At 41.9% G+C, this 24,378-nt stretch carries 19 protein-coding genes; 18 read left to right on the forward strand and 1 reads right to left on the reverse strand.

Translation table 11 applies throughout. From position 1 onward, the window contains the following. Positions 1-54 precede the first annotated feature (54 nt). The 15 genes from M3205_RS15990 to M3205_RS16060 all read left to right on the forward strand — a co-directional run bounded on the left by M3205_RS15990 (position 55) and on the right by M3205_RS16060 (position 17,779). A complete protein-coding gene (locus M3205_RS15990; RefSeq protein ID WP_251170834.1) occupies positions 55-954 on the forward strand; it encodes an ABC transporter ATP-binding protein in 900 nt (299 codons plus the stop codon). After that, positions 947-2,197 carry an ABC transporter permease gene (locus M3205_RS15995; protein WP_251170835.1) on the forward strand — a complete coding sequence of 417 codons (1,251 nt, stop codon included), beginning with the start codon at positions 947-949 and terminating at the stop codon, positions 2,195-2,197. Before M3205_RS15990 ends, M3205_RS15995 begins: the two co-directional genes overlap by 8 nt. A gap of 382 nt (positions 2,198-2,579) precedes the next feature. Beyond that, positions 2,580-3,581 (forward strand): Gfo/Idh/MocA family protein, encoded by a 1,002-nt coding sequence (locus M3205_RS16000; protein WP_251170836.1) that lies wholly within the window; start codon positions 2,580-2,582, stop codon positions 3,579-3,581. 4 nt (positions 3,582-3,585) lie between these two features. Further along, positions 3,586-4,602: a Gfo/Idh/MocA family oxidoreductase gene (locus M3205_RS16005; RefSeq protein WP_251170837.1), complete on the forward strand. Its 1,017-nt coding sequence runs from the start codon at positions 3,586-3,588 to the stop codon at positions 4,600-4,602. Between the two features lie 137 nt (positions 4,603-4,739). Next, positions 4,740-6,248, forward strand: coding sequence for a sugar ABC transporter ATP-binding protein (locus M3205_RS16010; RefSeq protein ID WP_251170838.1), 1,509 nt, complete (start codon positions 4,740-4,742; stop codon positions 6,246-6,248). 4 nt (positions 6,249-6,252) lie between these two features. Beyond that, a complete protein-coding gene (locus M3205_RS16015) occupies positions 6,253-7,251 on the forward strand; it encodes an ABC transporter permease (RefSeq protein WP_251170839.1) in 999 nt (332 codons plus the stop codon). Positions 7,252-7,283: 32 nt separating this feature from the next. Next, a complete protein-coding gene (locus M3205_RS16020) occupies positions 7,284-8,240 on the forward strand; it encodes a sugar ABC transporter substrate-binding protein (RefSeq protein WP_251170840.1) in 957 nt (318 codons plus the stop codon). A 78-nt stretch (positions 8,241-8,318) separates the two neighbouring features. Further along, positions 8,319-9,323: a LacI family DNA-binding transcriptional regulator gene (locus tag M3205_RS16025; protein WP_251170841.1), complete on the forward strand. Its 1,005-nt coding sequence runs from the start codon at positions 8,319-8,321 to the stop codon at positions 9,321-9,323. A gap of 191 nt (positions 9,324-9,514) precedes the next feature. Then, positions 9,515-10,537: an inositol 2-dehydrogenase gene (iolG, locus tag M3205_RS16030; RefSeq protein WP_251170842.1), complete on the forward strand. Its 1,023-nt coding sequence runs from the start codon at positions 9,515-9,517 to the stop codon at positions 10,535-10,537. Between the two features lie 22 nt (positions 10,538-10,559). Continuing rightward, positions 10,560-11,561: a 5-dehydro-2-deoxygluconokinase gene (gene iolC, locus M3205_RS16035; RefSeq protein WP_251170843.1), complete on the forward strand. Its 1,002-nt coding sequence runs from the start codon at positions 10,560-10,562 to the stop codon at positions 11,559-11,561. A gap of 21 nt (positions 11,562-11,582) precedes the next feature. Beyond that, positions 11,583-13,046, forward strand: coding sequence for a CoA-acylating methylmalonate-semialdehyde dehydrogenase (locus M3205_RS16040; protein ID WP_251170844.1), 1,464 nt, complete (start codon positions 11,583-11,585; stop codon positions 13,044-13,046). Positions 13,047-13,230: 184 nt separating this feature from the next. Then, a complete protein-coding gene (iolD, locus tag M3205_RS16045; protein WP_251170845.1) occupies positions 13,231-15,150 on the forward strand; it encodes a 3D-(3,5/4)-trihydroxycyclohexane-1,2-dione acylhydrolase (decyclizing) in 1,920 nt (639 codons plus the stop codon). Positions 15,151-15,164: 14 nt separating this feature from the next. After that, the gene (iolE, locus tag M3205_RS16050) at positions 15,165-16,061 is read left to right on the forward strand and encodes a myo-inosose-2 dehydratase (RefSeq protein WP_251170846.1); all 897 of its coding nucleotides are present in this window, start codon (positions 15,165-15,167) and stop codon (positions 16,059-16,061) included. A 79-nt stretch (positions 16,062-16,140) separates the two neighbouring features. Next, on the forward strand, positions 16,141-16,998 hold the full coding sequence (locus M3205_RS16055) for a class II fructose-bisphosphate aldolase (protein ID WP_251170847.1): 858 nt from the start codon (positions 16,141-16,143) through the stop codon (positions 16,996-16,998). Continuing rightward, on the forward strand, positions 16,991-17,779 hold the full coding sequence (locus M3205_RS16060) for a 5-deoxy-glucuronate isomerase (RefSeq protein WP_251170848.1): 789 nt from the start codon (positions 16,991-16,993) through the stop codon (positions 17,777-17,779). The genes M3205_RS16055 and M3205_RS16060 overlap by 8 nt, the downstream gene beginning before the upstream one ends. A gap of 204 nt (positions 17,780-17,983) precedes the next feature. On the opposite strand, the gene M3205_RS16065 is transcribed toward M3205_RS16060, so the two are convergent. After that, positions 17,984-18,616 (reverse strand): LysE family transporter, encoded by a 633-nt coding sequence (locus M3205_RS16065; RefSeq protein WP_251170849.1) that lies wholly within the window; start codon positions 18,614-18,616, stop codon positions 17,984-17,986. Positions 18,617-18,814: 198 nt separating this feature from the next. Between M3205_RS16065 and M3205_RS16070 the strand changes: the two genes are divergently transcribed. The 3 genes from M3205_RS16070 to yhaM all read left to right on the forward strand — a co-directional run bounded on the left by M3205_RS16070 (position 18,815) and on the right by yhaM (position 24,246). Beyond that, positions 18,815-20,035 carry a metallophosphoesterase family protein gene (locus M3205_RS16070; protein ID WP_251170850.1) on the forward strand — a complete coding sequence of 407 codons (1,221 nt, stop codon included), beginning with the start codon at positions 18,815-18,817 and terminating at the stop codon, positions 20,033-20,035. A gap of 23 nt (positions 20,036-20,058) precedes the next feature. Beyond that, a complete protein-coding gene (locus tag M3205_RS16075) occupies positions 20,059-23,052 on the forward strand; it encodes an ATP-binding protein (RefSeq protein WP_251170851.1) in 2,994 nt (997 codons plus the stop codon). Positions 23,053-23,301: 249 nt separating this feature from the next. Further along, complete coding sequence (gene yhaM / locus M3205_RS16080; protein ID WP_251170852.1) at positions 23,302-24,246, forward strand: 3'-5' exoribonuclease YhaM; 945 nt, start codon at positions 23,302-23,304, stop codon at positions 24,244-24,246. The last annotated feature ends 132 nt before the right edge of the window (positions 24,247-24,378 follow it).

Here is a 24,378-nt window from a genome sequence, read left to right on the forward strand (position 1 = left end):
GAACTTTTTTCCTGTTCAGTACGTATTGCTAAATAGGAAAAGGAGGAATTCGAAATGGCTTTAGAGCTTGAGCATGTAACAAAGCGCTTTGGAAAGTTTACGGCAGTGGATGATTTGTCACTTTCTATTCCAGAAAGTGAGATGTTTGGATTCCTGGGGGCGAATGGAGCCGGTAAAACGACTACCTTCCGAATGATACTCGGACTATTGGATCCTAGCGGGGGAAAGATTACGTGGAATGGAAATCCCATTGATTATTCTACCAGCCCGCTAATTGGCTACCTTCCTGAAGAAAGAGGCTTATATCCAAAATTGAAGGTCAAAGATCAGGTTATCTATTTAGCTAAGCTGAGAGGGATGGCAAAGCAGAACTGTTTAAAGGAATTAACTTATTGGCTCGAGAGATTCAAAGTTCCTGAATACGCCAATAAAAAAATTGAAGAGCTTTCAAAGGGAAACCAGCAGAAAATCCAGTTTATTACTGCAGTTATACATAAGCCAAAGCTTTTAATTCTGGATGAACCTTTCAGCGGTTTGGATCCGGTTAATGTAGAACTGCTGAAGGATGCTGTATTGGATCTAAAGGATAGTGGTACCACAATCGTCTTTTCATCACATAGGATGGAGCATGTAGAAGAGCTTTGTGAACATTTATGCATTATGCAAAAAGGCCGGCCGGTAGTGCACGGGTCTTTAAAAGAAATTAAACGTTCCTTTGGAAGAAAAAACCTTATTATCCATGCAGATTATGATTTAAGCTTTTTGAAGGATAGCAGGGGAGTGGTGAAAGCCAGACAGACAGCTGAGGGGATTCAGCTGCAAATTTCCGGTGAAGATGCCGCTGAATCCATTTTCAGAGAGGTTGCAGAGAAGGGATTTGTCCGTAAATTTGTCTTAGAAGAGCCGTCGCTCAATGATATCTTTATAGAAAAGGCTGGTGCTTCCTATGAATAATTTTATGACGATTCTACTTCATACTTATTTGAGCAAGCTGAAGACCAAATCATTTATTGTTACGACCCTCATTACTGTGGCGATAGTTGCAGGGCTTGCCAATTTATCAGGTATTATTGAGTATTTTAATAAGGATGATCAAGAGCGAATTGCAGTAATCGATGAGACAGGTGTCCTGTTAGCTCCTCTTCAGGAACAACTGGATGCCCTGAATAGCAATATATCATTAATTGCCTACAAAGGGTCAGAGGCAGAAGGGGAAAGTGCTGTTAAGGATGAAGAGTATAAGGGACTCTTATTGTTAACATTTACTGAAGAAGAGCTGCCGGAAGCATCCTATAAAGCAAGAAGTATAGCCGACTCAGCCATCCCATCCGAATTACAGGGCGGGCTGCAGCAGCTGAAAACGCAAATGGCTGCCACTCAAATAAACCTTAGCCCGGAACAATTAAGCAAGTTGTATGAGCCGGTGCCTTTTGATAAGACCGCTCTTGAAGAAAATGCTAAAACAGAAGAAGAACTGAATCAGGCAAGAGGTCTTGTATATGTTCTGTTATTCATTATTTATTTTGCGGTCATCTTATACGCTAATATGATTGCCATGGAGGTAGCGACAGAAAAGTCTTCCCGCGTTATGGAAATTTTGATATCCAGTGTCTCGCCCATCAAGCAAATGTTCGCAAAAATATTGGGAATCGGGCTGCTTAGCCTGACACAGATGGCACTCATTCTATTAGTCGGTTATTTTTCAGTCAAACAGAATCTTGATACGATGGAAGGCGGCTTTTTTGAATTCTTCGGATTTGGAAACATTCCGGCTTCGACTATCGCTTATGCACTCATCTTTTTCATTCTTGGATATTTCCTATACGCCACACTGGCTGCGTTTCTTGGTTCGCTTGTAAGCAGGATTGAAGATATCCAGCAGATGATTACTCCAATGACCATGATGGTTGTAGCAGGCTTTATGATTGCTATGTTTGGCTTAGGACAGCCGGAAGCTTCCTTTGTAACGATCACGTCTTATATTCCATTCTTTACGCCGATGCTCATGTTCATGAGGGTGGGGATGCTATCACTGCCGGTATGGGAGCCGATTCTCGGAATTGCGATCCTTCTCGTTTCCATTATACTGCTCGCTGTCTTTGGAGCGAGAGTCTACAGGGGCGGAGTATTGATGTATGGTAAATCCAATTCATTTAAAGATATTAAAAAAGCACTACAGCTTACTAACAACGAATAATTTTATCCAGGCAATAAGGTTTACTAACTGAGAAAGAATAAGTTCTGCTAAGTGAATTGTGTTGAGGGGCACCTCTATTGTTCCGTACAAAGCTGATGCCTGAAGCGGCAATCGAAGGATAGAGTTTGATTAAAAATCTAATATTTTTATAAATGCCATATTGAAAAAAGCTCCGTTCACAAGAATCGGAGCTTTTTTGACTTTATCTAAACAAATGGATAAGGAAGTGTCTATATGTGTAAATGACATAGAAAAATGAACATTTATCCGTTTTTTAAATTATTTTATTTTTCTAAAAAAATATTGATTAAAAAAATGCTTTGAGTTAGAATAACTCTCAAGGAAAGCGCTTAACCTAAATTTAAAAAAAGAGGTGAAGCTGTTGGATAAAATCCGTTGGGGAATTATTAGCGCTGCCAACATTGCCTATGATGAATTAGTTCCTGCCTTGCGCCGTTCAAATCGGGCAAATGTCGCAGCTGTTGCTTCTAAGAGCAGGAATAAAGCGGAGCGTTTTAATACACCCATTGTATATGAAGAATATGAACAGCTTTTGGATGACTCATCAATAGATGCTGTTTATATCCCGCTCCCAAATTCCCTGCACTCTGAGTGGGCAGTAAAGGCATTGAAAAAGGGAAAGCATGTTCTTCTTGAAAAGCCGGCTGCTTTAAATGAGGCGGAAATGCGAGAAATTAAAATGGCGGCTGAAGAAAATGAAGTCATCTTTATGGAAGCTTTTATGTATCAATTTCATAGCCAGCATAAGCGGGTAAAAGAATTGCTGGAGTCAGGTATGATAGGGGAATATCGTCATATCAAGGCTCATTTTTCCTGGATGCTTGAAGACGAAGAGGATATCAGGTTAAATCGGGAACTCGGTGGTGGGGCCATGAGAGATGTGGGCTGTTATGGGGTGCATGCAGTTACACAGATGATAGGGTTTAAACCTGTACGGCTCTCTATGACAGGCAAGGTCCATCCGGAGAAGGGGGTCGATACCACTTCTTCCTGTATATTGTTCGATCAGGAAAATCGTATGGCTGAAGTATCTGCTTCCATGGAGCTCCCATTTATCGATCGTTATGAAATTATCGGCACCAAGGGCTCAATCGCAGTCGATTCTTCTTTCAGGCCGGATGTATCTGATGATGAATCCGGTAAGGTTACAGTTAGAGATCAAAATGGGAATACAGTGCTTTTTGAGCGGTATAAGGATGATCAGTATTTAAATCAGGTTGAGCATTTCCATGATTGTGTTTATAAAGGGGATACTCCGGCTTATAATGCAGCCCACTCATTGGAGATGGCTCGTTATCTTGAGAAATGCTATGAATCTTTGAACAAAAATTCAGTGCTGACTATTATTGAAAAGGGAGAGTAAACCTATGACAAAAAAAATTCGCACAGCTGTTTTCGGCCTTGGAAGGCTTGGCTACTGGCATGCAGTCAATGTCGCAAAAATTCGGGATGCAGATCTAGTATCCCTATGTGATATGAATATCGAAAATGCTAGTCGTGTTGCAGCAGAACTAGGTGTCCCCCACTATACAGCCAATCCTGAAGAAATTTTTCAAGACGATTCCATTCAGGCTGTGATTATTGCCTCTCCAACGAGTACTCATTTTGAATTATTAAAAAGAGCATCTGAAACAGGAAAATCGATTTTTGTAGAGAAGCCGTTAACTATTGATATAGTAGAGGCTCAGAAAATAAAACAGACGATTGAGCAAAATAAAACAATTTGCCAGGTTGGCTTTATGCGCCGATTTGACCCTGCTTATGATGCTGCAAAAAAGAGAATTGCTGCAGGTGATATTGGGGCCCCAATTTATTTCCGTGGAGTTTCCCGCGATCCCCATGCTCCGCACGAGGAGTTTGTACGGCATAGCGGGGGGATGTTTATTGATGTTTCCATTCATGATTTTGACATTGCCCGTTATTTAATTAATTCTGAGGTAACTTCTGTAAGCGCTCACGGAAAGGTGCTTAAATATCCATTCATGAAGAAATATGGAGACGTGGATCAATCACTTGCATATATTGAATTTGCTTCTGGCGCGGCGGGAGACGTAGAGGCTAGCCGCAACGCTTATTATGGCTATGATATTCGGGCTGAAATAATTGGGACAGAGGGGTCTATTTTTCTTGGCAACCTGCGTCAGCATGATATCCAAGTGTTAACAAAGGCTGGAAACACTCATGATATTCTCCCTGATTTTCCAACACGCTTTGCGGATGCGTACACATTGGAGCTGGAAGGCTTTTTTAGAGTTAAAGCTGAATGCGGTACACCTCGTGTTACAGTGGACGATGGTGTTAAGGCTTTGGAAATCGCTTATGCTGCCCGGGAATCCTATGAAAAAGGACAAACAATTAATCTATCAAAAGTAACTGTCATCTAAATTTTAGTAAATCTAAATAAAATATTTCGAAAAAATAAAGAATTTAAAACTATTGAAATATTTAAATGGATTAATTATAATTCGATTTAAGGAAAACGCTTTCCTAACAAAATTGGATAATTGGAAGGGGTTTATTCATGTTCAAACATGCAGGAAGCCTCCTGGAAATGAAAGGCATCACAAAAAGCTTTGGAGAAAACCATGTTCTAAAAGGTATTGATTTGGAAGTAAGGGCCGGAGAAATCCATGTTTTATTAGGTGAAAATGGTGCTGGTAAATCTACTCTTATAAAGATATTAACAGGAGCTTATCAGATGGATGCAGGGGAAATTTTCTGGGAAGGCCAAAGGGTTGAGCTTAACACACCAGTGGACGCAATGCAGCTTGGGATAGCGACTATTTATCAAGAACTGAACGTGATCCCGGAACTGAAGGTGTATGAGAATATTTTCCTTGGACGGGAATTAAAGCGCAGTGGAAAGATGTCTCTGCTAAATCATAATGCTATGAAGGAAGAAGCACAGCGCTGCCTAGAGATGCTTGGACAAAGTCCCGCTCTTGCTGATCAGCAGCTGGGGAAGCTGGGGGTTGGGCAGCAGCAGCTTGTGGAGATTGCGAAAGCGCTTACTCTTGATGCGAAGTTGATTATCATGGACGAACCTACATCAAGTCTGAGTACCAAGGAAGTTGAGCAGCTATACAGCTGTGTGGAGCAGTTAAGAGAAAAGGGAATCGCCATTGTATTCATTTCACACAGATTAGAGGAGATTAGGCGTCTTGGAGACAGGATAACCATTCTCCGGGATGGATTTAAAATTGATACGCTTCCAGTTAAGACAACAGAAACAGATTATTGGATCGAGCTGATGGTTGGCCGATCTCTTGAAGAAAAGTTTCCTAAACAATCCTTTATTCTGGGGGATGAGGGCTTCAGGGTTGAAGATCTTAAAGTGGACCGAGCATCAGAACCTGTCAGTTTTTCTGCTAGATATGGAGAAATAGTGGGTATTTCAGGGCTGGTTGGTGCAGGACGGACAGAACTGGCAAGAGCTATCTTCGGTGCGGATTCCAATGGTGGCGGTAAGATCTTCATAGATAATCAAGAGGTAAAGATTACTAGTCCTTGTGATGCAATAAAATCGGGCATTGCTTTTATCACAGAAGACAGAAAAAGCGAAGGTCTATTGCTGGATCAGCCACTGGATTTTAATATTGCGATGGCTAATATGAAGAAATTTAAAAGTAAATCCAAGTTAATTGACCTAAATGCCATTCGGGTAACGGCAAAAGAGTATATAAAGGAATTGAAGGTAAGGCCAGGAAATATTGACTTAAATGCACGTAACCTCAGTGGGGGCAACCAGCAAAAGGTGGTCATTGCAAAGTGGCTGTGCACCAAAGCAAAAGTCTTTATTTTCGATGAGCCTACTCGTGGAATTGATGTTGGTGCAAAGGTAGAAGTATACCGGTTAATGAATCAGCTTGTTGAAAGCGGTGCCATTGTACTGATGATTTCTTCGGATCTTCCGGAAATATTGGGGATGTGTGATCGGGTTCTTGTAATGAGTGAAGGGAAAATAACCGCTGACATGGGAATAGAAGAAGCTTCACAAGAACGAATTATGAAAGCGGCTACAGGAGGATGAGAAGATGAGTCAAGTAGTAATACAAAAGTCAGAAACTGAGGCGCCTAAACAAAAAAAGGGTATTAAAAATTACCTGAGTAAATTCGGACCGCTAATTGGTTTGGTTATCTTGACCACTATACTTACCTTTTTATCAGATAAGTTCCTAACAATGAACAATTTGATGAATATTGCCAGACAGTCATCAATCAATGCACTGCTGGGAATCGGGATGCTTTTGCCTATTTTAACAGCGGGAATTGACCTATCAGTTGGTTCAATTCTGGCAGTATCAATCATGATTATGGGGATTGTATCCGTGAATATGGGGATGAGTCCAATCCTTGGTATTATCGTTTGTCTTGCGGTTGGTGCCGGATTCGGGCTTCTGAATGGATTACTGCTAACGAAATTGCGCCTGCCTCATCCGTTCATCTCCACTCTTGGTACCATGAACATTGCGCGGGGGATTGCTTTAATTGTTACTGCTGCAGCTCCTATTGCCGGGTTCCCGTATTTAATTCAATTTTTAGGCCGTGAATTTGCAGGGCCAATTCCAGTCAGTTTTATTCTTGTAATTGCTGTTTATATCATTTTCCATATTTTTTTAACCAGAACGCAAACTGGCCGTTATATTTATGCGATTGGCGGTAATAAAGAAGCTGCCAGATTATCCGGTATTAATGTCGACCGAGTATTAGCTATTGTATACACAATAAGTGGTTTGATGGCAGGGCTTGCGGGACTTGTTATGGTGGGGCGGGTAAATTCAGCCTTTCCGCTTGCGGGTTTATCTTATGAACTTGATGCCATTGCTGCAGTAATTATTGGCGGCGCCAGCTTTTTTGGAGGGGTAGGAACAGTATGGGGAACGTTAATTGGAGCCATGATCATTGCCGTACTCCGAAATGGACTTAACCTTTTGAACGTATCTTCAGATTTCCAAATGACAGTTATCGGTGCAGTCATCATCGCAGCTGTCTACATCGATGTACTCCGCCAGCGTAAAAGCAAAAAAGGGTAGTTCAATAAGATAATAAAATTGGAGGAATTGAGATGAAGAAATTTAAATTGGCTGGAGCTGCTTTGGCAGTTTCCTGTATGGCATTATTGGCAGGCTGTGGAGGAGAGAAAGAAGCCAGCGGCGGTGGCGGTGAGAGTGTTGCAGTAGTTTTAAAGACACTATCCAGCCCATATTGGAAATATGTTGAAGCAGGTGCAAAGGATGCTGGTGAAAAACTGGGTGTGGATGTTACCGTAGTGGGTCCATCTGCTGAATCTCAAGTACTTGAACAAGTGAATTTGCTTGAAGATCAAATCAGCCAAAGTCCAGGGGCTATAGTTGTGGCTCCATCTCAGCCTGATACTGTAGTTCCTGTATTAGAAGGTGCGGCAAAGTCAAAATTGCCGGTCCTGCTTATTGATTCAGATGCTGGCTTTGAGGGGAAAACCACCTTTATTGGAACGGATAACTATACTGCTGGACAGGAAGGCGGAAAGCTCCTGGCATCCATGCTGCAAAGAGGGGATAAGGTTGTTCTGATTGAAGGGGCTCTTGGAAATCCTGCAACAGACGACAGAATCAAAGGAGCAAAAGATTCACTTGAGGCGGCAGGGCTGGAAGTTGTGGCAAAGCAGCCTGCTGATAGCGACAAGACAAAAGCTATGTCCGTTATGGAAAATATCCTTCAAAAAAACGGGGATGTAAAAGGTGTGTTTGCTGCAAATGATGATATGGCTCTCGGAGTATTGCGTGCAGTTGAAGCTAAAGGACTAGATGTTAAGGTTATTGGCACTGATGGAACAAAAGAAGCTGTTCAATCCATCCTGGATGGGAAACTGGCCGGAACCATTGCTCAAAGTCCTTATAATATGGGATACCAGGGAGTAGAAAATGCCATAAAAACCATAAAAGGAGAAAAAATTGAAAAGCGGATCGACAGTGGCATAGACATTATTATAAGTGAAAATGCCACAGAAAAGCTTGAGTTCCTGGAAAGTATCTCAGAGTAATCTTAAGTTAATCAATAGTACCCGTAAATTGCTTCATGTTAAAATATAGAAAAGGAAATCTAGAGGAGTTAAGACCACATGAAGCCTACCATATATGATGTAGCAAAAAAGGCGGGTGTCTCAATAGCCACTGTGTCCAAGGTAGTAAATAATACAGGCAGAATTAGTGAAAAAACGAGAAGCCGAGTTAAAGAAGTCATGAAAGAAATTGATTATTCTCCAAGCAGTGTGGCCGCGGCTCTAACCGGTAAAAGAACCTTTACCATTGGAGTGCTTGTTCCTGATATTGCAAACCCATTCTTTGCTGAAGTCGCTCGGGCGCTGGAAAACCACGCCCGGATGACAGGGTATGCCATCATTTTATGCAGTACAGATTACCAGAGAGAACGTGAACAAGATTATCTGGAACTTCTCTTAAAAAAACAAGTTGATGGTATTATCATTGCAACAGAAGCAAGAGATTGGAAGGTATTTAAAAAACTGCTGGATAAGAACATTCCTCTATTAATGTTTTCAATTGATCATCCATCTTTCTCCTCGCATGTTGTTACCACTGATGACATTAGAGGAGGGTATCTGGCAGGCCGATATTTATTAGATAATGGCCATCGAAATTTTGCTGTGATCGTTGAAGAGAACCGTGAAAGTGGTCGATTGCGCTTAGAGGGGTTTAAACAGTCTCTTATGGATGCAGGCATAGAACTTAGTGATAGTTTTGTTGTCTTTTCGAAATCAAGAGTCGAGGAAGCAAAAAAAGCTGCCAAGCAGATCTTGGCATTAAACAACCGCCCTACTTCTGTCTTTGCTGCGACAGATCTTATCGCAGCTGTTTTTATGAATGAGGCAAGAAAGGCAAATATTTCTATACCAGAGGATATTTCGGTTATTGGGTTTGATAATACGATTCATGCTGAAATAGCAGATCCGGGATTAACTACAATCGCACAGCCTACAGATGAATTAGCTCGCTATGCCATTCATCAATTACTTGAATCAATAGAAAAACCAAACAGTCTTCCTGGACACAGAATTATGCTTGCACCCGAATTAATTGAACGTGATTCAGTTAAAAATTTAAACTGAGCTTAAAAATCTAATCATTTATATGCCGGCAGCTAGCCGGTGTTTTTTCAAACATTAAGTTAAGCGCTTAATCAATTTAAAATAAAAATAATTATAAATGTTCAAAAAATAACTTGAAGATGTTTATGGTGTCTGTATAATGAGATTAAGAAAGCGCTTAACCTGAATAGGGAATCAGGAGGTAAAGAAAAATGGCATTGACTATTGGAATTATTGGAGCGGGCCGAATTGGGAAATTACATGCAGATAATTTACGATTAATACCCCAAATCCGCATAAAAAGTGTGTCAGATATTGCAACAGATCACCTTAAAGCATGGGCAATTGAGAAGCAAATAGAAGTATTAACCACGGAGTATCAAGAAATACTAAACGATCCTGAAATTGAAGCTGTTTTTATTTGTTCGCCAACCAATACTCACGCAGCAATTATTAAAGAGGCAGCAGCTGCAAAAAAACATATCTTTTGTGAAAAGCCGGTCAGCTTTACAGTCGAAGAGACGGAAGAAGCGCTGGCAGCAGTCGAAAAAGCCGGCGTAAAGCTACAGGTTGGATTTAACCGCCGTTTTGACCCTAACTTTCGGAAAGTGCGCCAACTGGTCCAGGACGGGGAAATAGGAACTCCTCACATGCTGCGCATTACATCACGTGATCCACAGCCCCCAGGTGTTGAATATATAAAGTCATCAGGCGGCCTATTCATGGATATGACCATACATGACTTTGATATGGCAAGATACGTGATGGGAAGTGAGGTTACTGAGGTTTCTGCTTACGGCACTGTACTGGTAGACCCTGTTATAGGAGAAGCGGGTGACATTGATACGGCAGTCATTTCACTAAAGTTTGCCAATGGAGCATTGGGAGTTATTGAAAATAGCCGCCGGGCTGCATACGGATATGATCAGCGCCTTGAAGTTTTCGGTGATAGGGGAGCGGCAAACGTAGATAACAACCGTGCGACGAATGTAGAAGTTTCTACAGTGAATCATGTAGCAAAGGAAAAGCCCCTCTATTTCTTCCTTGAACGCTACACGCAGGCATATATTGACGAAGTTACTGAATTTGTGAGCTTTATCATGAATAACCAGGATGTAAGCTGTACGGGATTTGATGGTTTGCAAGCTGAGCGTATTGCACGAGCAGCCAAACAATCATTGGAAACGGGTTTGCCTGTTAAATTAAACCAAGCTTCCCCGGCTGCTGCAAATTAAACTGAACGAAAGGAAGTTTAATATGAATCCGCTTCACTTTGAAAAAGACCGGCCGCTGGACATTATTGCTGTTGGCAGGCTGTGTATAGACTTAAATGCAAATGAAACAAATCGCCCAATGGAGGAAACCAGCACATTTACAAAATACGTTGGAGGTTCACCAGCAAATATCGCTATCGGGTCCGCCCGTCTTGGTCAAAAAACGGGTTTTATCGGCAAAGTTTCTGATGACCAAATGGGACGCTTTATCACCAGTTACTTAGAAAAGAACAATATTAATACCCAGGGTGTGAGAATAGATCAGACAGGTGCCGTGACCGGTCTTGCTTTTACAGAGATTAAGAGTCCGGCAGAATGCAGCATCCTTATGTATAGGGATAATGCTGCAGATTTAAAGCTGCATCCTTCAGAAATAGATGAAGAATATATTAAACAATCAAAATCTTTATTAATTTCTGGCACATCCCTCGCCAAGAGCCCATCGAGAGAAGCAGTATTTCTGGCCCTTGAATATGCAGTAAAGCATAAGGTAACGGTTTTCTTTGACCTTGATTACCGTCCATATACATGGACGGATGAAGCTGAGACGGCTGTTTATTATAATCTGGCAGCGGAAAAATGCGATGTCATAATAGGTACCCGTGAAGAATTCGATATGATGGAAAAGCTATTAAATATTGATAACTCTGATGATCATTATACCGCTTCACGCTGGTTCTCTTACCGTTCGGAACTAGTAGTTATTAAACATGGCGGTGCAGGCTCGATTGCTTATACAAAAGATGGAGAGTCTCATAGAAGCGGTATTTTCAGGACAAATGTACTAAAAACTTTCGGAGCCGGTGATTCATATGCATCCGCGTTCATTTACGGATTAATGAATGGCAAGGATATTTCAGAAGCTATGAAGATGGGCAGTGCATCGGCTTCAATAGTCATTTCGCGTCATAGCTGTTCTGATGCAATGCCAACAGCTGCAGAACTCAATAATCACTTGGAAACAGCCATTTACGAACCAGTTTAATAGGGAAAGGGAGAATGCAAAATGACACAAACAACAGTAAAAACATTGAGAAATTATATTGGCGGCCAATGGATTGAATCTGCGTCAGAAAAATCAGAGGTTGTGTATAATCCGGCTACAGGGGAGGAGCTGGCTGTTGTTCCATTATCTACAAAAGAAGAAGTAGATCATGCTGTCCAGGCTGCACATAAAGCGTTTCAAACATGGTCCAAGACTTCAGTTCCAAAGCGTGCACGAATACTTTTCAAGTATCAGCAGCTGCTTGTAGAAAAATGGGAGGAACTTGCAAGGCTTGTGACAATTGAAAATGGAAAAAGCTACACAGAAGCTCACGGCGAAGTGCTTCGCGGGATTGAGTGCGTTGAGTTTGCTGCAGGCGCACCCACATTAATGATGGGTAAACAGCTTCCTGACATTGCGACAAATATTGAATCCGGCATGTACAGATATCCGATTGGCGTCGTTGGAGGAATTACCCCTTTTAACTTTCCGATGATGGTTCCATGCTGGATGTTCCCTCTAGCAATTGCCTGCGGCAATACATTTGTTTTAAAACCATCAGAACGTACTCCGCTTCTTGCAGCCCGACTTGCGGAACTGTTTGAAGAAGCAGGGCTTCCGAAAGGTGTTTTAAATATTGTTAATGGTGCACACGATGTTGTAAATGGCATTCTTGAACATAAATTGGTTAAGGCCATTTCCTTTGTAGGCTCTCAGCCCGTAGCAGAATACGTTTACAAGACTGGTACTGCTAATTTAAAGCGTGTTCAGGCACTGGCTGGCGCGAAAAACCATTCTATTGTATTAAAGGATGCAAACCTTGAAGCAGCGGCTGCACAAATTACAAGTGCTGCTTTCGGATCTGCAGGGGAACGCTGTATGGCAGCTGCTGTTGTAACAGTAGAAGAATCAGTTGCTGATAAATTAATTGCCAAGCTTAAAAAAGCAGCAGATGAAGTCACAATTGGAAATGGACTTGAAGACGGTGTGTTTTTAGGCCCAGTTATCCGTGAGTCTCATAAAGAGCGTACACTGGGATACATTGAATCTGGGGTGGAGCAGGGTGCAGCACTTATTCGTGATGGCCGCTCGGATGCAGCAGTAAACGGAAAAGGATACTTTCTCGGACCTACTATCTTCGATCATGTTACTCAGGAGATGAAAATCTGGCAGGATGAAGTCTTTGCACCTGTTTTATCCATCGTGTGTGTAAAAGATTTAACTGAAGCCATTGAAGTAGCAAATTCATCACCATTTGCAAATGGCGCTTGCTTATATACTGACAGTGCATATGCGATTCGCCAGTTCCGTGAAACGATTGATGCAGGCATGCTTGGCATTAATGTGGGGGTTCCGGCTCCTATGGCCTTCTTCCCATTCTCAGGATATAAAGATTCTTTCTATGGTGATCTGCATGCAAACGGCACGGATGGAGTGGAGTTCTATACAAGAAAGAAAATGGTTACAGCTCGTTTCCTGCTATAAATTATAAAAGGGGAAGTGGCGGGACGGAGAAGGTCTGTGCCGCTTCCCTTTTCTATTTGATAGATTGGTATAAAGCTTGTCTGAGTACAGGGAAAATGACGATTCTTAAATAAATGCAAAGCAGTGAGGATTTTTTGTCTTGTTTACACACTATCGCGTTTTTTATCGGAGAGGAGATTGAACATTGAGTTTAATTCGATTAACTATGGCACAGGCGCTTGTTAAGTTTTTAAATGCCCAATATGTAGAATTCGATGGACAACAACAGCGGTTCATTAAAGGCATCTTCACTATATTTGGCCATGGGAATGTTTTAGGTCTTGGTCAGGCACTGGAAGATAATGCGGGAGAATTGGAAGTTTATCAGAGCCGGAATGAACAGGGGATGGCCAATGCTGCTATGGCCTTTGCCAAGCAGAAGCACAGGAAGCAGATTATGGCATGTACCTCTTCAGTAGGGCCTGGGTCAGCAAACATGGTTACTTCTGCAGCAACTGCAACAGCAAATAACATTCCATTACTTTTACTGCCGGGGGATGTGTTTGCAACACGCCAGCCTGATCCGGTTCTTCAGCAAATTGAACAGACGCATGATTTATCCATTTCAACAAATGATGCCTTTCGCCCGGTGAGTAAATATTGGGACCGAGTCAGCCGTCCTGAGCAGTTAATGTCTGCCATGCTAAATGCAATGAGAGTTTTGACCAATCCTGCTGATACAGGTGCAGTTACAATTGCTCTGCCGCAGGATGTGCAAGGGGAAGCATGGGATTATCCTGAAAGCTTTTTTGAAAAAAGGATTCATCGCATTGAACGCCGACCTCCTTCTCCTGAAAGTATCATGGATGCGGTAAGGCTGATTCAGTCAAAGAAAAAGCCGCTTCTCATCTTTGGAGGCGGTGTCCGATATTCAGAAGCAGCAGACACATTTATTAAATTTGCTGAAAAGTTTTATATTCCAATTGGAGAAACTCAGGCTGGAAAGAGCGGTTTGGAAAGCAATCATCCTCTAAATTTGGGCGGACTGGGGGTTACGGGGAACTCTGCAGCAAACTCCATTGCTAAAGAATCAGACCTGGTTATTGGTGTAGGTACACGGTTTACAGATTTTACAACGGCATCCAAACAGCTATTTGGAAGTGCTGATATTCTGACCATCAATATTTCAGAGTTCCATGCCTCCAAGCTGGATGCGGTAAAGGTAGTATCTGATGCAAAATTAGGACTTGAAGCAATTGCTGACGGTCTAGAGAGCTACCGATCAAGTTATGAAGACGAAATTGAGAAGGCTCAGGAAGGCTGGAAAATGGAATTAGATCGTTTAAGCAATGTTGCCTTTGGAGGAAACTTCACACCTGAGATAGCTGGCCACCTGGATGATCAATTAATTGAATATAAAGAAACGCTCGGAACAGAGTTAACCCAGACAAGTGTAATTGGGATATTGAATGAGATTGTTGACCATGAATCCGTCATTGTCGGAGCAGCTGGAAGCCTGCCAGGTGACCTGCAGAGAATGTGGAAAAGCAAATCACGAAATTCCTACCATATGGAATATGGATATTCTTGCATGGGGTATGAAATAGCCGGTGCCCTAGGTGTGAAAATGGCTGAGCCAAATCGGGAAGTTTATGCCATGACAGGTGATGGAAGTTACTTAATGCTGCATTCCGAGCTGATTACTTCTCTGCAGGAAGGCAGGAAGATTAATGTGGTGCTCTTTGATAATTCAGGATTTGGATGCATTAATAATCTTCAAATGGAAAATGGAATGGGAAGCTTTGGTACTGAATTCCGTAAGCGAAACCCGCATACCGGCAAGTTGGATGGAGATCTAATGGCAATAGATTTTGCAAAAGCGGCAGAAGGCTATGGTGCAAAGACCTATTCTGTCAGAACGAAAGAGGAATTAATTGCAGCTGTCACTGATGCGAAACAGCAAACAGTCTCAACCCTGATTGATATAAAAGTGCTTCCAAAAACTATGACACATGGTTATGATTCCTGGTGGCATGTTGGAGTAGCGGAAGTATCTGAAAAGGAAAGCATTAAGAAGGCATATGAAGATAAAGAAACAAACTTGGAAAAAGCGCGCGCGTATTGATGGAGGGAACAACCATGTTTGATAGCACTCAAGTTAAATTAGCAATCGCACCGATTGGCTGGACAAATGATGATATGCCGGAGCTTGGCGCGGAAGTGACGTTTGAACAGTGTATAAGCGAAATGGCACTTGCAGGATTTTCTGGAAGTGAGATAGGGAATAAATACCCTAGGGATATAGATGTATTAAAAAAGGCATTATCTCTGCGCGGGTTAGAAATAGCCAGCGCCTGGTTTAGTGCATTTTTAACATCTAAGCAATTTGATGAAACAGCTGAAGCCTTTAAAAAACATAGAGATTTCCTGCATGAAATTGGTGCGAAGGTCATTGTAGTGTCTGAACAAGGCAATAGTATACAAGGACAGATGGAGACTCCCTTATTTGAAAATAAGCCAGTCTTTTCAGAGGAAGAATGGGTTCTATTCTTAGAAGGAATCCAGAGGCTGGGAGAGCTTGCGGCTGAAAAAGGCATGAAAATCGTTTATCACCATCATATGGGTACTGGCGTACAAACAACAGAAGAGATTGCCCGATTGATGGATGAAACAGATCCTGAGAAAGTATCCCTTCTGTATGATACAGGACATCTAGTGTTTTCCGGAGAGGACCATCTTAAAGTATTAAATAAATATATGGATCGTATCCATCATGTTCATTTAAAGGATGTCAGGGCAAATGTAGCGGCGAAAGTCCGGGAAGAGAAAGTCAGCTTTTTGCAGGCTGTTAAGGATGGGGTTTTTACAGTGCCGGGTGATGGTCACATTGACTTTAAACCGGTTTTTAAAGCATTGAGTGAAGCTGGCTACAAGGGATGGTTAGTAGTTGAAGCTGAACAGGATCCTGAGAAAGCCAATCCATTGGAATGTGCATTGAAGGCGCGGAATTATATAAGAGAAACGAGTGGACTGTAATTAGAATCTCACAAGGCAGTGCTTTCTTTATACTCTCAAGTATGCAAGCTGAAAAAATTTGCAAAAAGAGGTGGACATTATGACTCTAGTAAAGATGAAAGAAATACTTGGCGATGCTGAAAAGAACCAGTACGGTGTCGGAGCTTTTAGTGTAGCCAATATGGAAATGGTAATGGCGGCAATAAAAGCTGCTGAAAAATTGTGTTCCCCGTTGATTTTGCAGATAGCGGAAGTCCGTCTTAAACACTCCCTCCTTCATATCATCGGTCCTGCGATGGTGGCAGCGGCAGAAAAAGCTGAAGTGCCTGTGGCTGTCCACCTTGATCATGGGCTGACGGAGAACACAATTCGTGAAGCTCTTGAAATCGGTTTTACTTCTATTATGTATGATGGCTCTCATCATTCTTTAAAAGAGAATATATTTAATACGAAAAAAATGGCTGCCATTGCACGCGGATATGGGGCGTCGGTTGAGGCTGAGATTGGACAGGTAGGCGGAAGTGAAGACGGTTCAGTGGATTTAGAGATATTAATAACGTCAACGGAGGAGGCGAGACGCTTTGAACATGAAACAGGTGTTGATGCTTTGGCCATCGCAATCGGGAATGCACATGGCATGTATAAGGGAGAACCCAGCCTGCGAATCGACCGATTACAAGAAATCAATAAGGAAGTCGATATCCCGCTCGTCCTTCACGGTGGCTCAGGGATTTCGCAGGAAGATTTCCGGACTTGCATCAGGCATGGGATTCGGAAAATAAATGTTGCCACTTCGACCTTTAACTCTGTTGTCTCTAAAGTGAATGAACGTGCTCCTTTTCAGGATTATTTTTCTTATCATGAGAATGTAATTGAAGCAGCTGCGGAAAATGTGAAGCGACATATGCTCATGTTCCAAAGCAATAGCCGGGTCAAAGGGGGAATTACATATGTATGAAAAATTGGGTGAATTAACGAATGGATATACAGAAATAACGAATGTAGACAATAAACATAGTGATATGAAGCAGGATATCGGTATTTACAAGCTTCAGGCGGGTATGGAGGAAAACTTAAAGGACAGTGCTCAGGAGAGTGCTATTCTTCTGCTTGAAGGTGTGGTGCGCCTGGAATGGGATGGAACTTCCCGGGAAATTAGGAGGGATAGCGTATTTGATGAGGACCCTTGGTGTTTGCATGTGCCAAGGGGAATTGAAGTAAGGATTACTGCCCTTACAGACTGTGAAGTGCTTGTGCAAAAAACCGATAATGATAAAAGCTTCGATGCAAAATTATACACACCGGAAGATTGCAGCAGTACTGTTGCGGGAGAAGGCGTGTGGAACGGCACAGCGGAACGTGTAATCAGGACCATTTTTGATTATAACAATGCTCCTTATTCAAACTTGGTTATTGGTGAAGTCATTTCATATCCTGGCCGCTGGTCGAGCTATCCCCCGCACTATCATGATCAGCCTGAGGTATACTATTACCGCTTTGATAAACCTCAAGGTTTCGGATGCGCAATGGTTGGACCAGATTCCTACCGGGTTGAGCACAATAGCTTTATTACTATTCCCGGGGACCTTGACCATCCTCAAGCTACCGCGCCTGGCTATGCCATGTATTTCTGCTGGATGATTCGCCACCTAAATAACAACCCATGGACTGATCGCATCATGGAAGAAGAACACAAATGGCTGCTCGAATCAGACGCTAAAATCTGGCCAGATAAATAAATAAACATCATCGCCTGTGAGAGCTTTTAGCAGCCCGCAGGCTTTTTTTTATATCCAGTGTCCGCCAAATTAAGATAAATACCAATAGCGGAGGCTGATTCTGAAAGAATAGGTGGCTAAGGCGCCAGCCCTGCGGAAAGGGAGCGTCCCTTCGCTGAAATCAACGGACAACCTTATTAGCGATAAACAATATACGAAAAAAGTCTATGCAAACAATGCCTTCAATCCTTCAAATGCAAAATATGCTCCAAATCCGATTAATGATAAACATGATAGAATCGATATAATGATTATTCCTTTGCTGGTCAGGAATCGGCGAAATCCAGTGGTCAATCCTGCGACAAATATATCCCATAGCATAAGTCCAAGAAAAATCATGGTACTGTATAAAAAGAGCTCTGTTTTTCCATAGGATGCAGCTGTTTTTGCAAGGACGGATCCGTAAATGCCCAGCCAAAACAGAATGGAAAGTGGACTGGAAATGGACATAATAAATCCGGAGAAAAAGCACTTAAATAATGAATCCTGGCTGCGCACATAGCTTATGGAAATCTTATTGGCATTTACAATACTCTCGATCCCCGTATATAAAAGAATAAATCCTCCGAAAAGCCACAGGAAGATTTGCACAACAGGGGTGTCCAAAAAGTGGACGAGTCCAAGGTATACAACCAGCATATAAAACCCATCAGCAAACATCGAACCCAGTCCAACAATCCAAGCATGCCAAAATCCATTTTTGATCCCTTTTTCAAGCCTGACGGCATTAACCGGCCCAATTGGAGCTGCCAGAGACAGTCCGAGAAGTACATAACTTATATAAATTCCAATTCCCAATATACCACTCCGCCCCTAAAGTTCTCCTTGAAGTTTTATAAAGTCCTCAAGAATGAGTCTTGTACATTTTTATGCACAAGCTTCCCTGTCTAAAACAAACAAATAAAATTAGGAAAGATATAAATCATTTGGAATAGGAACGTGCATTCGTTTTTTGGATAAGGTAAAATGAAAGAAAAGGAATGAAAGGAAGTTTCCATGAAAAGGGTTACGTTTATTCACGCTGCTGATTTGCACTTGGATAGTCCAATGTCCGGTTTGAAGCATTTGCCCGGAGCCATATTTAAAAAACTTCAGGAAAGTACCTTCGATGCATTTACTAAAATAATTGACTTAGCCATTTTCCATGCTGTTGACTTTGTCATCTTAGCAGGTGATTTATTTGACGGTGAAGACAGGAGCATAAAGGCACAAACCCGTTTTCGCAAGGAAATGGAGAGGCTGGAGGAATGTGGGATTGCTGTTTATGCAGTCCATGGTAATCATGACCATATGGATGGCCGATGGACCCATTTGCCAATGCCGGAAAATGTCCATATTTTCTCCCATAAGGTTGAAGTGGTAAAGTATACGGCTGAAAATGGTACATCTGTTCATCTCTACGGTTTCAGCTACCCTAAGAGACATGTGCTGGAAAGAATGATCGATCAATACAGCAGGGTAGATGGAGCTGATCTGCATATTGGAATACTCCATGGCTCTTCTGAAGGCAACAATGATCATGATCCATATGCACCGTTTCGAATAAATGATTTGCTGGGAAAGAGCTTTGATTATTGGGCTCTTGGGCATATACATAAACGGGAAATCATCAATTCCCAGCCGCCAGTCATTTATCCTGGTAATATACAGGGAAGAAATCGCAAAGAAACCGGTCCGAAAGGGTGTTATTTAGTTGAGCTTGATAACTCTGGTGCGAAGACGGAGTTTCTGGAAGCCGCTTCTGTTATCTGGGAAAATGCAGAAATAGATGCTTCTGGATTAGAGAACTATCAGGCTGTTTATGAAACTTGCTTAAATTTGATGGAAGAAAAACGGACAAACAGGAAGGGGACAGTCCTGAACCTGACTCTTGCGGATGCAAGCATGCCTTATCACGAATTAAGGAGCATTATCAATGGCGAGCTCCTCGAAACACTGCAGGAGGAAGAGGCGGATGAGGAATCATTTGTATGGATTTCCGGTATCAAAGTAATTGAAAAAAGAATGTGGAATAAAGAAAAGCTTGCACTTGAATCAGATTTTTTCAGTGAGCTTTTTAAAACTGCTGATCAATTTGGCGAGTGTAGTGAAAATTCTTTGCCCTTGTATTCACATCCCCTGGCAAGAAGATTTTTGAACGAACTCACTAAGGATGAAAAACAGAGACTCGCGGAGGAAGCCGAAACACTTCTGTTGGGCCTATTATACAAAGATTGAGGACAATGAATGGAGGTGGCCCCTTGATAATTACATACATCCATATTTACGGATATGGAAAGCTTAATGACTTTATACTTGACGATATTCAATCCCTGCAGGTTATTTACGGAGAAAATGAGGCGGGCAAATCAACCATCATGTCTTTTATTCATAGCGTACTTTTTGGATTTCCGGCAAAGACGCAATCGGAATTAAGGTATGAGCCTAAGGAAGGAGCGAAATATGGCGGCAGAATTACCGCTGTTTTTCCTGATAGAGGCAAAGCGGTCATAGAGCGGGTTAAAGGCAAAGCGTCAGGTGATGTCAGCGTCCTTCTTGAGGATGGCACCAGTGGAGGAGAAGGCCTTTTAAGCGAACTCCTTCACCATACTGATAAAAACTTATATCAGTCTATTTTCTCTTTTAATATTCATGGACTGCAAAATGTGAACCAAATGAAGGGAGAGGATTTAGGCAGGTATTTGTTTTCAGCAGGTTCACTTGGTACGGATCATCTTGTTACTGCTGAAAATATACTGCAAAAGGAATTGGAAAGTCGCTTTAAGCCAAACGGAAAAAAGCCAACCCTTAATGTAAAGCTGAAAGAGATGAAGCAGCTGCATCGGGATTTGAAAAAAGCAGAGCAGAATAATGAACATTATTGGATATTGCTGCAGGAAAAAGATAATATCGTAAACGATTTACAGAGAAAACAGCATGAGTTGGAGCAATACAGGCAGAAGCTATCTCGTCTAAAAGAGTGGAAGGAATTCTATCCTTTATTAGCAAAGGAGCAGGAGCTGATTAAAGAAAGGGGAAGATTTGGAGCTGTGTCTTTTCCGGCAGATGGGCTTTCTTTATTGGAGAAGCTTGAAAGCTTGATAAAGCCGCTGGAAGGACGAAGGGCCAGTCTGGAATCCAGAATAAACATTTTGGAACAAGAGCTGGAAAGCAGTCAGCCTGATCTTTTGCTCTTAAATCATGAGCCGCAAATCAATGCGGCAGTTGAGGGGCTGCCGTTGCTGGATAGATTAATTCAAGAGGAAAAAGAGTTATCAATAAAACTGGGAAATATCTCAGATGAAATTATAAATCTTCAGGAAAGACTTCATCTTCAAATTGACGAACAGCAGCTTGAACAGGCTGATACGAGTGTTTTTATGAAGGAAAAGATTAATGCAGTTAATTCCCGCCGGAATCATCTGCAAGCAATGAAACTGGAGCTGGACGGGCGGTTTAACGATGAAAGGTCGGCGCTTGAGAATGCGGAACAGAAACTTGGCGAATTGACAGGACTGCTTCTTACGGAGGACGAACGGGCTGCCATAAAAGAAACGCTGAGCTTCACCTCGAATAAGCACAATATCGAAAAAGAGCTGCAGGATACACAGGAAAGGCTTCAGTTCCTTCATAAAACAGAAAAAAAAGAACAGGAAAAAAGACAGCAAAAAGCATACCGGGAAAAAAGGCAGCTTTTGTATTTGGGGGTTCTGTTTGCAGCTTTTGCAGGCTGGGGAACCTTTAGTCAATTATGGGTGATTGCAGGTGCAGGTTTGTTAGGCGCAGCCTTTTGTTTTACCAGTGCAAACAAAAAGGAGCCTAAGGAAGAGGATAGCTTTATTAAAGATGAGATAAAAGCCCTGAGTGAAAAAGAACAATCACTGCTGAAGAAATCGCAGCATCCTGACATTCAGCAAGCTGCGAGCCTGGAGGCGCAGCTGAAGAAAGACAGCGAAAGGCAAAACCAGCTTATCCAATTACAATTTCAGCTTGAACAATCAAATGAAAAATATGAAAAGGTCATTAACTCCTTTGAAAAATGGGAAAAGGAATCTGCGGAACTTGAATCTGAACTCCTGCAGCTAGGGAAACAGCTGCTTCTTCCTTCTGAAATTGCAAAAAACTACTTAAGCGAGGCTTTTAGTCTGATTGAGAAGCTTAAAGTTCTTACCAGAGAAAAAAAATACACCCTTGAAAGAAAGGCATCAGCAGAAAAGGGAATCAATGAGAAGCTCCAAACTTTTCAAAAGCTAAAGACTCTATTAAATAATGAGCCGGGAAGTATTCAGGAAATCGGCTATCAACTGAAAAAAAGGCTGAAGGAAGAAACGGAAAAACAGATCAAGCAGGGTGAAAGAGAAGCCAAGCTTCAAGAGTTAAAGCTGGAACTCAGCACAGTGCTTGCCGAACTTAGCCACTTCCAAAATGAGTGCAGGAACCTTTTCCGAAGCGCAGGCACTGATAATTCAGATGAATACCGGGAAAAAGCAGCCGAAGCACAGAGATTAGCAGAACTTGAAGAACAGATAAAACAGGTCCGCAAGCAAATGAGGCTTAACTCTTTTTCACAGGAGGAAATCGGCAAATATATCAATATGACAAAACCGGAAGCGGAGATCCAAGCCGTTAGCGAAAAAGCTGCTCGGCTCAAGGAAAGTATTCCCGGTCTGCAGAGCAAGCTTGCGGAAGTAAAGCATGAAATTGGAATTCTTGAAGAGGGCGGAACATATGCGGAACTTCTTCATAAATTCGCGATGCTGAAATCTGAGTTTGAAGCAGAAGCAAGGGAGTGGGCAAAATATGCTGCTGCCAAGGATATATTAGATCGGACGATAAGAAGCTTTAAAAATGAGCGCTTGCCAAAAATGCTGGATAAAGCAGAGCATTATCTTTCTTACTTAACCAATGGGCGCTATGTACGGATTTTTCCTAAAGAGGAAGGGAGCGGTTTTCTTATAGAAAGCAGGACAGGAGCAGTTTTTGAAGCAAAGGAGCTGAGCCAGGCGACTGCGGAACAGATATACGTATCGTTTAGACTTGCACTCGCCATGACGATTTATGGTAAATACCCATTTCCGATTATTATTGATGACAGCTTCGTGAATTTTGATCATGTCCGCACGGAAAGAATGATTAACCTGTTAAAGAGCCTGACAAATCGGCAAGTTTTATTTTTTACTTGTCATAAGCATCTTCTGCCGTATTTTCAGGAAGAACAGATACAGTCTGTTACAAAGGAAAAGCTGTCAGTCTAATTATTACAGGTTACTATTCTTAATGATCTCAAAATAGAGCTTGATGCTTTATCTGATAGAACCCAACCCATTCACGAAATCGTGAATGGGTTTTTGCGGCAGGCGAATGGCATGATATATTTAGGAGAGTCCCGTATCTGTATGGTATACTAGGTTAATAGAATTGCATGTTTAAAGAGGCTGCAAAAGATTTGTCTATTGCTGCTTGCCATTTTTAAACAACCTCGTGAAGGGAGCGTCGGCGCGCGTATGTCAAAAGGAATTGTTTATTACGAAGTAGGAGAACAAATCGAGCTTTTTCTGCTCATCAAAAATGCAACTAAGGGAATTGCGAGCAATGGAAAGCCGTTCTTGACCCTTATTTTCCAGGACCAAAGCGGGGAAATTGAAGCAAAGCTTTGGGATGTGTCTGATGATGATGCCAAAAACTACAGCCCAGAAACCATTGTAAAAGTGGCGGGGGATATTTTAAATTACCGTGGACGCAATCAGTTAAGAATCCGCCAAATACGGCCGGCCTCTCCAACTGATCCGGTGAAGCTGGCCGACTTTCTCGAAACAGCACCCTTAAGTACTGATGAAATGATGAGTAAAATTACTCAATATATATTTGAAATGAAAAATCCGAACATCCAGCGGATTACCCGCCATTTACTGAAGAAGCATCAAACGGATTTTCTTGAATACCCGGCTGCTACCAAGAATCATCATGAGTTCGTTTCCGGTCTTGCCTATCATGTTGTTTCCATGCTGGATTTGGCTAAAGCAATTTCCGGTTTGTACCCAAGCCTCGATAAGGACTTATTGTATGCAGGAGTCATCCTGCACGATTTAGGGAAAATTACAGAGCTGTCCGGACCGATTTCAACATCCTACACAATAGAAGGGAACCTGCTAGGTCATATAACCATTATGATCACCGAAATAGGAAAAGCTGCTGAGGAACTTGGAATCAGCGGTGAAGAGATTATGGTCCTTCAGCACCTGGTCTTGTCCCATCACGGCAAAGCAGAATGGGGCAGTCCGAAGCCGCCATTAATCAAGGAAGCAGAAATTCTTCATTATATTGATAATATTGATGCAAAAATGAATATGCTGGATAGAGCTCTTGAGAGGGTAAAACCAGGAGAATTCTCGGAGCGGGTGTTTGCTCTGGAGAACCGTTCATTCTATAAACCTAGTTTTCATAAATAATAAATGGGGCTGGGACAAAACTAGCTTCAGATAGTAAGAAAGGTGAATTTGAGTGCGCTCAAATTCACCTTTCTCTTATTTCAGGGTATTAATTCTTTAAATTCTTATTTTTTGGCAGTGAATTTCCTTAAA

The sequence above is a fragment of the Cytobacillus firmus genome (assembly GCF_023715565.1).
Classification (GTDB): domain Bacteria; phylum Bacillota; class Bacilli; order Bacillales; family Cytobacillaceae; genus Cytobacillus; species Cytobacillus firmus_C.

Bases quoted from the DNA above. Each gene is read 5' to 3' on its own strand.
- M3205_RS16070 (WP_251170850.1), top strand. From the start codon at position 18,815: ATGAAAAGGGTTACGTTTATTCACGCTGCTGATTTGCACTTGGATAGT.
- iolG (WP_251170842.1), top strand. From the start codon at position 9,515: ATGGCATTGACTATTGGAATTATTGGAGCGGGCCGAATTGGGAAATTA.
- M3205_RS15990 (WP_251170834.1), top strand. From the start codon at position 55: ATGGCTTTAGAGCTTGAGCATGTAACAAAGCGCTTTGGAAAGTTTACG.
- M3205_RS16025 (WP_251170841.1), top strand. From the start codon at position 8,319: ATGAAGCCTACCATATATGATGTAGCAAAAAAGGCGGGTGTCTCAATA.
- M3205_RS16055 (WP_251170847.1), top strand. From the start codon at position 16,141: ATGACTCTAGTAAAGATGAAAGAAATACTTGGCGATGCTGAAAAGAAC.
- M3205_RS16020 (WP_251170840.1), top strand. From the start codon at position 7,284: ATGAAGAAATTTAAATTGGCTGGAGCTGCTTTGGCAGTTTCCTGTATG.
- iolC (WP_251170843.1), top strand. From the start codon at position 10,560: ATGAATCCGCTTCACTTTGAAAAAGACCGGCCGCTGGACATTATTGCT.
- yhaM (WP_251170852.1), top strand. From the start codon at position 23,302: ATGTCAAAAGGAATTGTTTATTACGAAGTAGGAGAACAAATCGAGCTT.
- M3205_RS15995 (WP_251170835.1), top strand. From the start codon at position 947: ATGAATAATTTTATGACGATTCTACTTCATACTTATTTGAGCAAGCTG.
- M3205_RS16060 (WP_251170848.1), top strand. From the start codon at position 16,991: ATGTATGAAAAATTGGGTGAATTAACGAATGGATATACAGAAATAACG.
- M3205_RS16015 (WP_251170839.1), top strand. From the start codon at position 6,253: ATGAGTCAAGTAGTAATACAAAAGTCAGAAACTGAGGCGCCTAAACAA.
- M3205_RS16005 (WP_251170837.1), top strand. From the start codon at position 3,586: ATGACAAAAAAAATTCGCACAGCTGTTTTCGGCCTTGGAAGGCTTGGC.
- M3205_RS16010 (WP_251170838.1), top strand. From the start codon at position 4,740: ATGTTCAAACATGCAGGAAGCCTCCTGGAAATGAAAGGCATCACAAAA.
- M3205_RS16040 (WP_251170844.1), top strand. From the start codon at position 11,583: ATGACACAAACAACAGTAAAAACATTGAGAAATTATATTGGCGGCCAA.
- iolE (WP_251170846.1), top strand. From the start codon at position 15,165: ATGTTTGATAGCACTCAAGTTAAATTAGCAATCGCACCGATTGGCTGG.